This window comes from Nostoc sp. TCL26-01 (assembly GCF_013393945.1).
Taxonomy (GTDB): domain Bacteria; phylum Cyanobacteriota; class Cyanobacteriia; order Cyanobacteriales; family Nostocaceae; genus Trichormus.
Genome location: NZ_CP040297.1, coordinates 1,499,575 through 1,513,542, shown reverse-complemented (window position 1 = coordinate 1,513,542; position 13,968 = coordinate 1,499,575). Strand labels below are relative to the sequence as shown.

General features: G+C 40.5%; 16 protein-coding genes. 9 read left to right on the top strand and 7 right to left on the bottom strand.

The window, feature by feature from the left end; genetic code table 11:
* Positions 1-105: 105 nt before the first annotated feature.
* The 3 genes from FD725_RS06385 to FD725_RS06375 all read right to left on the bottom strand — a co-directional run bounded on the left by FD725_RS06385 (position 106) and on the right by FD725_RS06375 (position 2,663).
* Positions 106-633, bottom strand: coding sequence for a DUF1036 domain-containing protein (locus tag FD725_RS06385; protein ID WP_179047348.1), 528 nt, complete (start codon positions 631-633; stop codon positions 106-108).
* A gap of 194 nt (positions 634-827) precedes the next feature.
* The gene (locus FD725_RS06380) at positions 828-1,367 is read right to left on the bottom strand and encodes a hypothetical protein (protein WP_179047347.1); all 540 of its coding nucleotides are present in this window, start codon (positions 1,365-1,367) and stop codon (positions 828-830) included.
* 321 nt (positions 1,368-1,688) lie between these two features.
* Positions 1,689-2,663 carry an aspartoacylase gene (locus FD725_RS06375; RefSeq protein ID WP_306296894.1) on the bottom strand — a complete coding sequence of 325 codons (975 nt, stop codon included), beginning with the start codon at positions 2,661-2,663 and terminating at the stop codon, positions 1,689-1,691.
* Positions 2,664-2,755: 92 nt separating this feature from the next.
* On the opposite strand from FD725_RS06375, the gene FD725_RS06370 reads away from it, so the two are divergent.
* Complete coding sequence (locus FD725_RS06370; protein ID WP_179047346.1) at positions 2,756-3,664, top strand: LysR substrate-binding domain-containing protein; 909 nt, start codon at positions 2,756-2,758, stop codon at positions 3,662-3,664.
* Positions 3,665-3,678: 14 nt separating this feature from the next.
* On the opposite strand, the gene FD725_RS06365 is transcribed toward FD725_RS06370, so the two are convergent.
* Positions 3,679-4,248 carry a Uma2 family endonuclease gene (locus FD725_RS06365; protein ID WP_179047345.1) on the bottom strand — a complete coding sequence of 190 codons (570 nt, stop codon included), beginning with the start codon at positions 4,246-4,248 and terminating at the stop codon, positions 3,679-3,681.
* A gap of 96 nt (positions 4,249-4,344) precedes the next feature.
* Between FD725_RS06365 and thiL the strand changes: the two genes are divergently transcribed.
* Entirely contained in the window at positions 4,345-5,349 is a 1,005-nt protein-coding gene (thiL, locus tag FD725_RS06360; protein ID WP_179047344.1) for a thiamine-phosphate kinase, read from the top strand.
* An 80-nt stretch (positions 5,350-5,429) separates the two neighbouring features.
* On the opposite strand, the gene FD725_RS06355 is transcribed toward thiL, so the two are convergent.
* Positions 5,430-6,443 carry a type I glyceraldehyde-3-phosphate dehydrogenase gene (locus tag FD725_RS06355; protein ID WP_179047343.1) on the bottom strand — a complete coding sequence of 338 codons (1,014 nt, stop codon included), beginning with the start codon at positions 6,441-6,443 and terminating at the stop codon, positions 5,430-5,432.
* 116 nt (positions 6,444-6,559) lie between these two features.
* Positions 6,560-7,186 (bottom strand): nicotinate (nicotinamide) nucleotide adenylyltransferase, encoded by a 627-nt coding sequence (gene nadD / locus FD725_RS06350; RefSeq protein ID WP_179051448.1) that lies wholly within the window; start codon positions 7,184-7,186, stop codon positions 6,560-6,562.
* A gap of 149 nt (positions 7,187-7,335) precedes the next feature.
* On the opposite strand from nadD, the gene FD725_RS06345 reads away from it, so the two are divergent.
* From FD725_RS06345 to FD725_RS06325, 5 genes are all read left to right on the top strand, one after another.
* Complete coding sequence (locus FD725_RS06345; protein WP_179047342.1) at positions 7,336-7,497, top strand: hypothetical protein; 162 nt, start codon at positions 7,336-7,338, stop codon at positions 7,495-7,497.
* A gap of 93 nt (positions 7,498-7,590) precedes the next feature.
* Complete coding sequence (gene murC / locus FD725_RS06340) at positions 7,591-9,069, top strand: UDP-N-acetylmuramate--L-alanine ligase (protein WP_179047341.1); 1,479 nt, start codon at positions 7,591-7,593, stop codon at positions 9,067-9,069.
* A gap of 127 nt (positions 9,070-9,196) precedes the next feature.
* Positions 9,197-10,192: a UDP-N-acetylmuramate dehydrogenase gene (gene murB, locus FD725_RS06335; protein ID WP_179047340.1), complete on the top strand. Its 996-nt coding sequence runs from the start codon at positions 9,197-9,199 to the stop codon at positions 10,190-10,192.
* A 181-nt stretch (positions 10,193-10,373) separates the two neighbouring features.
* A complete protein-coding gene (locus tag FD725_RS06330) occupies positions 10,374-10,721 on the top strand; it encodes a YbaB/EbfC family nucleoid-associated protein (RefSeq protein WP_179047339.1) in 348 nt (115 codons plus the stop codon).
* Between the two features lie 338 nt (positions 10,722-11,059).
* Positions 11,060-11,548: a low molecular weight protein-tyrosine-phosphatase gene (locus FD725_RS06325; RefSeq protein ID WP_179047338.1), complete on the top strand. Its 489-nt coding sequence runs from the start codon at positions 11,060-11,062 to the stop codon at positions 11,546-11,548.
* Between the two features lie 193 nt (positions 11,549-11,741).
* Here the strand turns inward: FD725_RS06325 and FD725_RS06320 are convergent, their stop codons facing one another.
* Complete coding sequence (locus tag FD725_RS06320; protein WP_179051447.1) at positions 11,742-12,425, bottom strand: response regulator transcription factor; 684 nt, start codon at positions 12,423-12,425, stop codon at positions 11,742-11,744.
* A 463-nt stretch (positions 12,426-12,888) separates the two neighbouring features.
* Here FD725_RS06320 and smpB point away from each other — a divergent pair, with 463 nt between their 5' ends.
* Both smpB and FD725_RS06310 read left to right on the top strand, forming a co-directional pair.
* Positions 12,889-13,356: an SsrA-binding protein SmpB gene (gene smpB, locus FD725_RS06315; protein ID WP_179047337.1), complete on the top strand. Its 468-nt coding sequence runs from the start codon at positions 12,889-12,891 to the stop codon at positions 13,354-13,356.
* Between the two features lie 246 nt (positions 13,357-13,602).
* Positions 13,603-13,890, top strand: a complete 288-nt coding sequence (locus FD725_RS06310; protein WP_179051446.1) for a WGxxGxxG family protein — start codon at positions 13,603-13,605, stop codon at positions 13,888-13,890.
* The last annotated feature ends 78 nt before the right edge of the window (positions 13,891-13,968 follow it).

Below are 13,968 nucleotides of genomic sequence, written 5' to 3'. Positions count from 1 at the left end.
CTAATTTGTATAAAGCCATTTTTGTCCAAATGGGTGGTAATATTGAACTTGAAAATGCTAATTTATATCTCTCCACCCGATCTAAAAAAGATCAGTTATTTGCAATCAATCTGTTAGAGTAATTCTGTATTGAGGAGAAGTTCCAGTATCTACAACTACAAATGGTCGTAGTATATAGGGAGTAGTACAATCTTTCATGGGACGCTCACCAATAGAAAAGGTCTGTGTTGGATGTATACATAATGCTTTATCCCCAGTCCATCTTCCTCCCTGACTTCCCTCAGCATAGTAATAAACATACTGGGACATTACATTAGAACTGAGCGTTGAACATTGCCCTCGCAGAATGTTACGCCAACCTTCTTTTACCCATTTTTGACCATTATGGTAAGCATAAGCCACATTAACTTGCCGTTGTTTGCTTTTATTACAGATGGTCAATATCTTTGGAAAAGTTTGAGGCGAAGAACTGCGAGAGTCTGGTACTACAGGTATGATTGGATTTCTATCTCCACCATATATAGGTACTGGATTGATCCAAGGATCTACATACTGTGCCTGTACCTTAGCACCTAACCCTAGAAACGATGCTAAAGATAATAAGCTAACACATAAGGATTGATGTCTTTTCATATTTTACACCTACTGAATTGGTAAAAAATAAATGTGTGCCAAGGCTAGAGATATACTGAATCAAATGGCATTGACTCAATAACATTTGATTGATTAATCATGAAAAATAAAGCCTTTATTGAATGAAAATATGAATTATTTTCTCACAAAGAGTAGAGAAAGTTACTTTCATTTACTATGTTAAGATTCACAAGTCACCTTAAACGTATTATCTGGTTTGCGAGATATTTTATAAACGAGTTACAAGCTGAGTATAAAGCGATTAAAAACCCTACAAACAATAATGGACTTAGAATAATACACAAAGGATCTAAAAGTGGATTCCATGCTCGACTAATTTGCACAGATGATTTGCTAGTATCGTGCAATAAAATATCTAGTTCTTTAGCATCAGGGTCTTCGTTTAAACCGTATTGATGAAACTTGATACGTCCTTTATTTGTTTTTAAGTACAGTGTTCTAAATTCACCACCATCAGTATCAATGATTTCAACATCATTTCCTAATAGTTGTAATTCAGATATTTTATCAGTCCACAATCCCAGCAAATAATTCCGGGTTAATTGACAGCTAACATATTCCTGTTTGATTTTTTTACAATCAATAGTAGCAGACCTGCTTACTAACCATATATAAGAAGTGAATATATAGCATAAGTAGCATAACCATAGAACAATAAATATTCCACCAATTAACCCAAAACACCCATAAGATTTAGATGATGTTTTAGACATATGTTGTTAACTCTTTCAGAGACTATTTATAAAGTAAACTCAATATATCTGAAAAAACCGTCATCAGATCACCTGTTTTAGACAACAGTTGATGACTATTTTGTTGAGTTAATTCCTCAAAAACGATTTAGATTGCTCTATAATGCTCAACAAACAAACATCTTGAGTCACTGTATAGATGAGCATATATGAAATAGACTTGCAACAATTGAAGTATGCGATCGCTTTATATGAGCAACAGGGGCTTAATAGAACTGCTGAATATTTGAACATTGGCAAAGGCTTTTTAAGTTGATAGGGTGCGTCAGATTTCAATCTTTTCTAAATTGTTATTTGGTGTTTTTGAGTTAAACACATCGCTGTACTTTGTTCATAATAGGCGGCTTCATTTATGAATATAGGGTATGCTGGAGATTCACCTGCATAGGTTATTGTTTGACCATCAAATGTTAAAAACATAGGATCATTAGGATTTAAAGCTTGATAATCCTTAAACTGAATCTGAGGATGAATCATGGCTGTAATCTCTCCTTGTTCATTACGCGGATAATCAATTTTTTCTAGATATTTATACAAAGTAAAACTATTAGTAAATGTGGGTAATTTATTCTGGTTGTAAAGTTCCAGATAGTCTAAAACTTCGTAAACTATTGTTTGAGTTTTGAGAAATAAATCTGCGTTTACAACACCTTGAGGTATTGCACCTACTTCAATACCAATAGCGAATTTAGCAAGCGATCGCAGCCCATGTTTACCACGTCCAGAGCTTCCAGAACTATAAATTTTTATTTCAGGATCTAAAGAACTTAAATAAGCAGCTAATTGCAAATTAAATTGCTTATCATCATCTAAAAGAATAGTCACGCCCATTTGCGAAGTGGTACTATGCAAATCTACTATGAAATCCACAGGATATTTACCATTCTGTCCATACAAATAATTAAGTTTTTTAGCTAACAAATCTTCATAATTAACTAGACTTGCATCCTCTAAACTTTCCTCTGAAAAGGAGCGATTCAAATCTTTATCGATGTATCTTCTTCCGGCTTTAATGGCTTGAGGGTTGGCTAACAAAGTTAGGCTTTCAAAAGTAGCTCTATGAATTAGTTCAGGATGTTGTTGAACCCGTTTAACGAAACATACTCCAGTCAACTCATTTCCATGAGTTCCGCCTACAATCAAAACACTATTGATAGAATGATTATTAAGTTCCATTACTATTTTTTCTTTGACGAGTTGTTTTGTTGTCATCAACATATCTGAAAAAACCTTCATCAGATCACCTGTTTTAGACAACAGTTGATGACTATTTCGTTGAGGTAATTCCTCAAAAACGATTTAGATTGCTATATAATGCTCAACAAACAAATATTTTGAGTCACTGATAGATGAGCATATATGAAATAGACTTGCAACAATTTAAGTATGCGATCGCTTTATATGATCAACAGGGAATTACGAGAACTGCTGAATATTTGAACATCGATAGAGGCTTTTTGAGTAGAGAAATCACATCTCTAGAAAAACGCTTAGAGTTCCAAGTATTTAAAACCAGAACAAGTCCAGTGAAATTAACAGATGCGGGTAATGAGTTTTTAACTGTAGCTCGTCACATCATCAATCAATTTGAGCAACAATTTGAATTATGTCAACAATTAGATCGGGCTGAAAAAGAGCGAATCAATATAGGAATTAATATATCTATGTCTAACAGTTTATTACCCAGAATCATCAGGAAATTCAACCAACAGTTTCCAGCAGGAAAAATAATGTTATATGAAATGCCGTCCTACGAACAAATTGAGAAATTGCGACACCAAGAAATAGATTTAGGCTTCTTTCATCGACATAACTTAGAAAATACCCAAAGAAATAATGATATATTTGATTGCAAGAGTATTCTCAAAGAAAAACTAGTCATCGTTTTACCAGAAAACCATCGTTTTGCTAAACAAACCAGCATTTCATTAAAGACATTGGCAAATGAACAATTTATTTTGCCACCAGAACATCTATTAAATAGCTTACGCAAGCAGATTAATAGTCTTTGTCAAGAGGCGGGTTTTCCGCCTAAAGTTAGACAAGAAGCAGCTTGGATGTCAACAATTTTGAGTTTAGTTGCTGGGGAAATGGGGATTTCATTACTACCAGCTAATGTGGAAAATTTGGGACGAAATGGAGTAGTCTATCGTGATATTCAAGAACAATCACCAATATTAGAAATCGTTGCTGTTTGGCGTAAAGATAATGAATCTGTTGTTTTGCAAAATTTTTTGCAAGGGATTGAAGATGTATGAGTAATTTCTGAGTGTTAAATATTACCTGCTTTTAAAACCTGTGCCACTGCGATCGCTATTTCTGGAAACATCCGCGATATAATTTTTTCATCACCAGTAAATACTGTTTCTTCATACAATCCATCTTCCAACAGTAGCACCGAAATCTTTCTCTCTAACGGGTCTACAATCCAATATTCTGGGACTTCCACCGCCGCATACTCAGACCGCTTATAACGATAGTCGCGCTTAATAGAATCCGGGCTAACCACCTCTACAATTAACAATGGTGCTGACTCAAATACAGCCGAAGCCTTCAGCAAATCGCGTACTTGTTCCTGCATCGCCACACACAAATCAGTTAACCGAGATTTATTTTTCCCTGTCCTCACCCCAACTTCTCGACAAGTCAACCAAGGTAAACCTAACCGCTTGATTTCTTCATCCAGCAATTGTTCTAGAAATTTAGCAATAAAGCAATGTTCAAAAGTTGGAGGGTTCATTAATTCCAGTCTGCCATCAACTAATTCATGGTGAAAACCACTACCGTCATCATAAGCTAAGTATTCTTCAAATGTAAGCTTTTTTACAGGCGTAGCGACCATTTCAACATCCCTCTAGGCGATATTCCTATCCTAACTTGAGGGAGTGGGGAATAGGGATGTAGGGTGTAGGGGAGAATGACTAATGACTAATGACTAATGACTAAAGTTAAAGATATTGGCGAACAAGGCCTTTTAGAAAGATTACAGTGTTTCTGCCCACCAGAAATTGTTGGTGATGATGCGGCGGTATTGGTGACAGCACCAGAACAATCTTTAGTTGTCACCACAGATATGCTCGTTGACGGTGTGCATTTTAGTCAGATTACTACATCCCCAGAAGATGCAGGTTGGCGGGCTGCGGCTGCTAATTTGTCTGATTTGGCGGCGATGGGTGCTTCACCCTTGGGGATGACTGTAGCTTTGGGACTTCCAGGAGATTTAGAGGTTAGTTGGGTAGAAAGCTTATACCAGGGCATGACAGAATGCCTGCAACAATACAATACTCCAATTGTTGGTGGAGATATAGTGCGATCGCCCATCACCACAGTTTCCATTACCGCTTTTGGTCAAGTCCACCCCCAGAAAATTATCCGCCGTTCTACTGCTAAAGTTGGAGATGCGATCGTTGTCACAGGTATTCATGGAGCCTCTCACGCAGGCTTACAATTGCTCTTACACCCCGAAATAGGCAAAGACCTTACCACCACAGAAAAGACGGCTCTAATCACAGCACACCAGCGTCCCCAGCCACGATTAGATGTTCTACCCCTCCTCTGGAAAATCCTCGAATCCCCACTCCTTACTCCCATCACCGGCATGGATAGCAGTGATGGTTTAGCCGACGCTATCTTACAAATCTGTCGCACCAGTGGAGTCGGTGCTGTCATCGAAAGCGCAAACATCCCTTTACCAAAAGTATTTAATCACTGGCTCTCACCAGAACAAGCCATCAAATACGCTCTCTACGGTGGTGAAGACTTCGAGCTAGTCTTATGTTTACCCCCAGATTCAGCCAATATTTTATTAGAACACTTAGAGCAAAATGCCGCCATTGTCGGCACTATCACACCCGGTTCAACAGTCCTATTACACCATCAAAACGAAAAAATCCCTGACCAAGTACTCAAACTCAGCCAGGGATTTCAACATTTTGGCCAGTAGTTAGTTGCCAGTTGTCAGTAATTAGTTATACTCAAGGTGATTAACCAATGACTAATGACTAATGACCAATGACTAAGTTATTAAACCCACTTCTCGGCGACTAACTCAGCCAAATCGAGAACGCGCTGGCTATAACCCCACTCGTTGTCATACCATGCCATAACTTTTACTAGGTCATTGCCCATAACCAAAGTCAAGCTAGCATCAATAATGGAAGAAGCATCAGTTCCTTGGTAATCCGAGGATACTAATTGCAGTTCGCTATAGTCCAAAATGCCTTTGAGTTGACCTTCAGCTGCATCTTTCAGAGCTTGGTTAACTTCTTCCGTAATAGTACGCTTCTCAACCTGAACGACGAAATCTACCATTGAGACGTTCGGGGTAGGTACACGCAACGCAACACCATTCAGCTTGCCTTTGAGTTGTGGAATTACCAGTGCCACTGCTTTAGCCGCACCAGTAGAAGTAGGAACGATGTTGATAGCTGCTGCTCTTGCCCGACGGACATCACGGTGAGAAGCGTCTAACAAGCGCTGGTCACCAGTGTAGCTGTGGGTAGTGGTCATTGTGCCTTTGATAATCCCAAACTTATCGTTCAACACCTTGGCAATGGGAGCTAGACAATTGGTTGTACAGCTAGCGTTACTGATAACGTGGTGTACATTGTGGTCATAATCGTGATGATTTACACCCATCACAAAAGTGCCATCCTCGTTTTTACCGGGGGCTGTGATCAGTACCTTTTTAGCTCCAGCATTGACGTGCTTTAATGCTCCTTCTTTGCTGGTAAATACACCAGTAGCTTCGATGATTAAATCAATTTCCCACTCTTTCCAGGGCAAGTTTTCTGGGTTGCGATCAGATACGCACTTGATGGTCTTACCGTTAACGGTGATAGAGTTATCATCAGCCGTAATGTCAACATCCTTTAACTTCCCAAGCATTGAGTCATACTTTAGGAGGTGAGCATTAGTTCTCGGATCGGATGTGTCATTAACAGCTACAAGTTCTATATTGCTATTTTGTCGGCCTAGCCAGCAACGTGCAAAATTACGCCCGATGCGCCCGAAACCATTGATTGCGACTCTAATCACAGTGTCTTGCCCTCTGTATATATGCCTATAAGTTGATATCTTTGACCCCAATCATATCGCAAAGGGGGAGAGTATTAATAACCATAAAGTGTTATATCCAAAAAAAAACACATAATTTATTCAGATTTATCTGAGTAGAGGTCGTGATCAGCAATGTAATGTTTGACATCTTCTGGTACTAAATAGCGAATTGACTTGCCTGCTCGATAAAGTTTACGAACTAGACTTGACGAAACTCCCATTAAGGGTATATGCAATAAGTGCCAGTGTATAGCATCTGACTGATTTTCTAGTTGTTGCTTCACTTGCTTGCAGATCAGCTCGCTTTGAGCTATAGTCTCACCACCTAGCAATCTGGGTGCTACTAACCAATTACACATTTGTGCTAGTTCGTGTCCACGATACCAACGAGGTAAGGTTTGGAAGGTATCCAAACCCACTATCCAGTACCAATAAGTATTTGGATAGCCAGCAGATAAGTTGATCAATGTATCAATCGCATAGGAAGTTCCAGCGTGATTCATTTCCACCGAGGAAACAGTAAACGCTGGGTGATCTCTTGTAGCTAATTGCAGCATTGATAAACGATGCTCAAATGCGGCCGCTTTTTTGTGGGGTGGATTGCGGGATGGAACCCAAATGACTTTTTCAATGGGTATTTGCTCTAAAGCCGTCTCGGCTATCAGTAAATGCCCATAATGGATGGGGTCAAATGTACCGCCGAAAATTGCTATGTGCTGTATCTGATGATGCCTTGGCTCTATGCAATTGAAAATCATTTTCATTGCCAACGTCATATTTTAATTAATTCATGCCTTGGCTTGATGAAATATTAAAAGTGGTTCCGCTACCAATAAACTCATATACTCAACACCAGTAAGGAATTGAAAATATGTATTTCACATTACAAGAATTTATTTCCCGATGTGATGAAAATTCGCTGAATAATCTTAAAAACACTTTGAAAATAGCAAAAACCTCCAACCAAGGTAAAATCATTCTCAACAAACAAAACTACAGTAAAAATTTAAGAGAACATCAAGCTGGAAATTGATATAGGAGTAGTTACAGTAAAAATCAAAATCCTGTTATGATACCCGTGTTATTTGTGATTAATGGTGTGGTGTGGTGTTAAGAGGAGCAATCAATGAGTAATAGCGTAGATTTTGGCGGCAGACCATTTCATTTTATCGGAATCGGCGGTATAGGGATGTCTGCCCTGGCATATTTACTAGTCAAGCGCCATCTGCCGGTCTCCGGTTCGGACATTCGTCCCAACCACATTACTAGACAATTAGAATCTATCGGCGCACATATTTTTGCTAAACAAGAAGCTAGTAATTTTGAATTTTTTGATATTAATGTCGATGCTAATGGAGTAGAATCAAATACTCAACAAAAAATCCCTGCGGCAAAACTACCCCAAGTTGTTTGTTCGACAGCAATTAATACCAATAATTTAGAATACAAAGCAGCTTTGGAATTAGGCTGTCCGATTTTTCATCGTTCAGATGTATTAGCAGCTTTAATTGCTGACTACCATAGCATAGCTGTTGCCGGCACTCATGGCAAAACTACCACTAGTTGCATGATTGGTTATATGTTACTAGCAGCTGGTTTAGATCCGACAATTCTGGTGGGTGGAGAAGTAAATGCTTGGGAAGGTAACGCTAGACTGGGAGAAAGTCGCTATTTAGTTGCTGAAGCAGACGAATCAGATGGTTCTCTAGTGAAGCACGCCCCGGAAATTGGCATCATCACCAATATTGAACTAGATCATCCCGACCACTACGAAACCCTAGAAGAAGTAATTGAAACATTTCAAACATTTGCCAAGGGTTGCAAAACTTTAATTGGCAGTATTGATTGTGCCACCGTGCGCGATTTACTACACAACAGCTCTGCCGATCGCCTAAAATCCACAATTACTTACAGTCTCCATCAAGACACCAACGCTGACTACACAGTTAGTAATATCGACTACCGTGCTGAAGGGACTACAGCCCTAGTCTGGGAAAAAGGTAAGGCTTTAGGCGTGTTGAAATTAAAACTCCTGAGTCGCCATAACCTGAGTAATGCTTTATCAGCCGTAGCGGTTGGGCGTTTGTTGGGCTTAGAATTTGGGGACATTGCCAAAGGTATTGCTAGCTTTGAAGGTGCAAGACGGCGCTTTGAGTTTCGGGGCGAAGTCGATGGGATTACCTTCATTGATGATTATGCTCATCACCCCAGTGAGATTCGCGCCACCCTAGCCGCAGCTCGTCTGCAAGCTAGACCTGGACAAAGAGTAGTTGCCATTTTTCAACCTCATCGCTATAGTCGCACCTTGGCTTTTTTAGCCGAGTTTGCTCAATCCTTCAGTCATGCTGACTTGGTGGTACTGACAGATATCTACAGTGCAGGTGAACCCAACTTAGGGCAAATCAGTGGTGAGCAATTAGCTGAGGCAATTGCCAAAGCAGACTCACAAGTAGTTTATCAGCCAACCTTATCAGCAGTGAGTGAATACTTACTCCAAACTCTCCGTCCTGGAGATTTGGCCCTGTTCTTGGGTGCTGGTAACTTAAACCAAGTAATTCCAGAAATTATTACTACACTGTGCGAACCTGCTACAGCTACATTGTGACGATAATCACTGCTCACGAGTCTATCTAGAGCAAACCTTGAATTTAGCAAGAGTTTAATCGGTTTCGGATTACCGTAGTTTTACGGTAAATAAATGTCAAAATTTCACAAACACTATAGATGTAAAGATGAAAATTTCTCAGGCAGCTGGAAACGCCTGCACGGTTTCTGCTTCAAATTTAGATACACAAACCATAAATCGTTCAGAAAGTAAAGTTATTTGCTTACCCGGTACTAACTGCGAGATTAAATCCCAGGCTTTATTATCTGCTCATACCTCCTATAGGGTGGGTGGGGCTGCCGAATGGTATGTTGCACCTCGCAACCTAGAAGCACTCCAAGCCAGCATCAAGTATGCCAAAGAACATAATCTCAGAGTCACAACTCTAGGTGCAGGTTCTAACCTGTTAGTAAGCGATCGCGGTATCTCCGGGTTAGTAATTGCTACTCGCCATCTCCGTCATAGCCATTTTGACCCGGAAACAGGTCAAATAACAGTAGCGGCAGGTGAATCCATCCCTAGCTTGGCATGGGAAGCAGCCCAACAAGGATGGCAAGGATTAGAATGGGCTGTCGGTATCCCTGGAACTGTCGGTGGTGCTGTAGTTATGAATGCCGGTGCGCATAGTAGCTGCATTGCAGATATATTGGTGAATGCTCAAGTACTTTTACCCGATGGTACAGTCGAAATTATTACCCCAGATGAATTAGGTTACGCCTACCGGACTTCATTGTTACAGGGAGGCGATCGCATTATCACCCAAGCTACTCTCCAACTCCAACCAGGGTTCGATCCGGCCCAGGTAGTAGCCACCACCAAGCAACACAAACAACATCGCCTCAGCACCCAACCATACAACTTTCCCAGTTGTGGTAGTGTGTTCCGTAACCCCAAGCCTTACACAGCTGGGTGGTTAATCGAACAAACAGGGTTAAAAGGCTACCAAATAGGCGGCGCACAAGTAGCTCATCTCCACGCCAATTTTATCGTCAATCGCGGCGGCGCTAAAGCCCACGATATCTTCTGCCTCATTCGCCATATCCAGCAAGAAGTTCAAGAACACTGGTCAATATTGTTAGAACCAGAAGTAAAAATGCTTGGCGATTTTCAAGTAGCTGCTTGAGGGGCTAGAGGTTAGAGGCTAGAAGCTAGAATTTAGTGAAAAATTGTCTAGTTTTCAATGTCCATTATTTATAGTCTCTAGTCTCTATCCCCTAAAGTTTTAGTAAAAAAAGAGGCAATTTACCTACCGCATCTATAATTGAATTTGATTTATTACTCAACGCATACGCGAACAATCAGTTATGACAGGAAAAGGACAAGGATTTGGCTTTGGCTTGGGAAAAATGAAAGAACTAGCCGACGCTTTCAAAAAAGCCCAACAAGTACAAGAAGGTGCAAAGCGACTCCAAGAAGAACTGGAACAAATGGAAATCCAGGGAGAAGCCGGTGGTGGTCTAGTCAAAGTGATTGTCAGTGGCAACCAGGAACCCAAACGGGTAGAAATTTCTCCCGATGCCCTAGCACAAGGAGCAGATTTACTTGCCGATTTAGTAACAGTAGCAATGAAAGATGCCTACAACAAGTCTACAGCCACAATGCGGGAACGCATGGAAGATTTGACCAGTGGGTTAGAATTACCAGGATTTTAGTTATTAGTCATTAGTCATTAGTCATTAGTCATTAGTCAAAACCCTTTGAGACTATAGACTTTAGGCTATTGACTTTTGACATTTGTTAAGTAAGTAAGATATATAGCGTTTCTCATTTAAGTGAGGTACATATTTTTAGTCAACAGAGGCTACCCGCATTTCTCACAAGCAGTAGGAGCGGGTTAACAGATATGCTGTCATGATTCACCAATATCTCACTTAACCCGCCCCTACGATCTCTGGACTAGACAGGTTACTTCATCGGCCTAAAAATCGCTTTAGTACTGATTTTTGTCAGCAAAATTTACTTTCTGAATTACGAATTATGAATTAGTATTATGTCTTACAAACTACTATTTGTTTGTCTGGGCAACATCTGTCGATCGCCGTCGGCAGAAAACATTATGAATCATCTTGTCGAACAGGCGGACTTGAGCGACAAAATTTTTTGTGACTCAGCTGGTACATCCAGCTATCACATCGGTAGTCCTCCTGACAGACGAATGAATACAGCTGCACATACAAAATTAGGTATTAAACTGCGTGGTAGTGCTAGGCAATTTCAAAAATCAGACTTTCAAGAGTTTGACTTAATTTTAGCGATGGATCGAGACAATTATGACAACATTATTGCCCTCGACCCAACTGGAGAATATCACAACAAAGTACATTTGATGTGCGAATTTTGCTCTCACCACACCCTCAAGGAAGTTCCCGACCCCTACTACGGTGGTACGGAAGGATTTAATCAGGTCATTGACTTGCTAGTTGATGCCTGTGAAGGTCTACTCAAGTATGTTACTAAAACATTAGAAAGTGGGGAGTGAGGGAGTGCTGAGTGAGTGAAGAGTGCTGTTAGCGAAAGCGGGGCGATGCAGCCCGTGCTGAGTAGTGAGTGAGTTAAGAAGTTTTTCTCCCCTGCCCCTCTGCCCCTCTGCCCCTCTGCCCCTCTGCCCCTCTGCCCTGTCACCTGTCACCTGTCACCTGTCACCTATCTCCTGTCCCCTGTCCCCTCTTCCCCTACTCCACCAAACCATGCTTCATCGCAAAACGGACTAACTCAGCTCGATTGCTAGTGTCTGTTTTTCTCAATAAGCTACTGACGTATTTTTCTACCGTCCTGGGACTCAAGTGTAGTTGTAGTCCCATTTCAGCGTTAGATAGACCATGAGTTAGGAGTTCTAAAACTTCTTTTTCTCTGAGAGTTAGAGATGAGAGTAATTGTGATTCCTCAATTTGATTGAACAAAGAGTGATGATTTTTCACTGTTTGTGAGGAAAGCGAATTGCTGGTATCGTCTTTTTGAGAGAATCTGTATTCAGATTGGATAATTTGCGATCGCTCCAACAGATTGCGAATTGCTGCTGCTAACTCTTCTAGTTCAAAAGGCTTAGGTAAGTATAAATCACATCCTGACTGATAGCCCAGAATCCTTTCTTGGGTCTTAGTACGTGCTGTTAATAAAATTACAGGTAATAGACGGAACGCTGGTTGTTGACGTACCCGACGCACCAATTCATAACCATTCATTCTTGGCATGACAATATCAGTCACAATCAAATCGGGACGGTATTCTTCCACCATCGCCAAAGCTTCTTGCCCATCATTGGCCATAATCACAGAGTAGCCAGACAGTTCTAGATAATCACTAATAGACAGACGAGTGCCCAAATCGTCATCCACAACAAGAATCGTCAAGGGCATGAACGGTACACCCCTAGCATGATTTTTTACTGATAAATCGACTTCTACAAGCTCCATACCATACTGAAACACCAATTCAATAGTGTTCTTATGTTTCATACTATGACAGGATTCACAGCTAATGACTGCACTAAGGGTGATTTATAAAGAAAATCTTAAATCTATCATCAGGTTAACGAAGTTCTGCACTACTGCAAGCCCTAAAGACAAAAAAGCCAAGATAATGTTGTAATTCTTAACAAAAGACCAAGGATGCCTAGTCAGTCAATCGAACTCCAATTCATGCTGAATTCTGACTCCTGACTCCTGACTCCTGAATTCTGTTAGATAACAGAGAAAAGCTAAATGATTGAGATAATACAGAGATTTCGTGAATCATTTATAGTGGTTTAATACCCCCTGCGAAATTAACCAGCTAATCCCAACGATTTTTGCAGTCAGTCTAAAAGTAACCTAATTCTCAATGAGCGATAAAAGCGAAAGTTACAAAGTTATCACCGATAACCGACAAGCCCGTTATTTGTACGAAATCCTAGAAACTTATGAAGCGGGGATTCAATTAACAGGAACCGAGGTGAAGTCAATCCGCGCGGGTAAAGTGAATCTCCAAGATGGTTATGGTTTGATTCGAGATGGTGAACTATGGTTAATTAACGTGCATATCTCTCCCTATAACGCTAGTGGACAATATTTTAATCACGAACCGCGCCGCACACGCAAGCTGCTACTGCATCGCCAGGAAATTCGTAAGCTGATTGGCAAGGTAGAACAGCAGGGTTTGACTTTAGTCCCATTGAAAATGTATCTTAAACGCGGCTGGGTGAAAATCAGTCTTGCCCTTGGTAAAGGTAAAAAACTCCATGATAAGCGAGATGACCTGAAACGCCGTCAAGACCAACGTGATATGCAACGGGCAATGAAAAATCACTAATTTGGTAACGGGTAATGGGTAATTACTAATCGAGAGAAAATTCTAAATAAATTACCCATTACTTAATATTTGACCACTTATTCGCTACCACACTAGAGTCATACACTGATGGCTACCAAAGTAGCTATTGTATGCCTTCAGCGTGAGTTAACTAAACAACTAGTTTATAGCCACAGATTGATTTTGCTGGGTATGGGACTGGATAGAGTTGTGAGTATCTTGTGGAAGTACCAAGGAACTCATACCATGAAACGTGACTATACCAAGATTGTTAGCGCTGCTGTTCTGACTTTAAGTATGGCAATGTTGTCTCTCACTCTACCTGCGAAAGCTCAAATCAACCCTACACCTGGAACCAATAACCCTCCAACTACAACGTATGATCGCACTAGCGATGGCAATGATTCTAACTGGGGTTGGTTAGGTTTAATCGGTTTGCTGGGTTTAGCGGGGTTAGCAGGGAAAAAACGTGACGATGAACCAACCCGCTATCGTGATCCTAATTCCCCCAGTGCTACTAGCTACAGAGAGTAATATTTACAGGGGCTAGGGGTTTTTCAATTTCAGGTGATAATGTCCATAACACCAATCAAACCAGCAAAAAGCCTTATT

Coding starts and splice junctions, on each gene's coding strand:
- FD725_RS06370 (WP_179047346.1), top strand. CDS start 2,756: ATGAGCATATATGAAATAGACTTGCAACAATTTAAGTATGCGATCGCT.
- murB (WP_179047340.1), top strand. CDS start 9,197: ATGAAAATTTCTCAGGCAGCTGGAAACGCCTGCACGGTTTCTGCTTCA.
- FD725_RS06320 (WP_179051447.1), bottom strand. CDS start 12,425: ATGCCCTTGACGATTCTTGTTGTGGATGACGATTTGGGCACTCGTCTG.
- smpB (WP_179047337.1), top strand. CDS start 12,889: ATGAGCGATAAAAGCGAAAGTTACAAAGTTATCACCGATAACCGACAA.
- thiL (WP_179047344.1), top strand. CDS start 4,345: ATGACTAAAGTTAAAGATATTGGCGAACAAGGCCTTTTAGAAAGATTA.
- FD725_RS06365 (WP_179047345.1), bottom strand. CDS start 4,248: ATGGTCGCTACGCCTGTAAAAAAGCTTACATTTGAAGAATACTTAGCT.
- FD725_RS06385 (WP_179047348.1), bottom strand. CDS start 633: ATGAAAAGACATCAATCCTTATGTGTTAGCTTATTATCTTTAGCATCG.
- murC (WP_179047341.1), top strand. CDS start 7,591: ATGAGTAATAGCGTAGATTTTGGCGGCAGACCATTTCATTTTATCGGA.
- FD725_RS06380 (WP_179047347.1), bottom strand. CDS start 1,367: ATGTCTAAAACATCATCTAAATCTTATGGGTGTTTTGGGTTAATTGGT.
- FD725_RS06330 (WP_179047339.1), top strand. CDS start 10,374: ATGACAGGAAAAGGACAAGGATTTGGCTTTGGCTTGGGAAAAATGAAA.
- FD725_RS06310 (WP_179051446.1), top strand. CDS start 13,603: ATGAAACGTGACTATACCAAGATTGTTAGCGCTGCTGTTCTGACTTTA.
- FD725_RS06325 (WP_179047338.1), top strand. CDS start 11,060: ATGTCTTACAAACTACTATTTGTTTGTCTGGGCAACATCTGTCGATCG.
- FD725_RS06345 (WP_179047342.1), top strand. CDS start 7,336: ATGTATTTCACATTACAAGAATTTATTTCCCGATGTGATGAAAATTCG.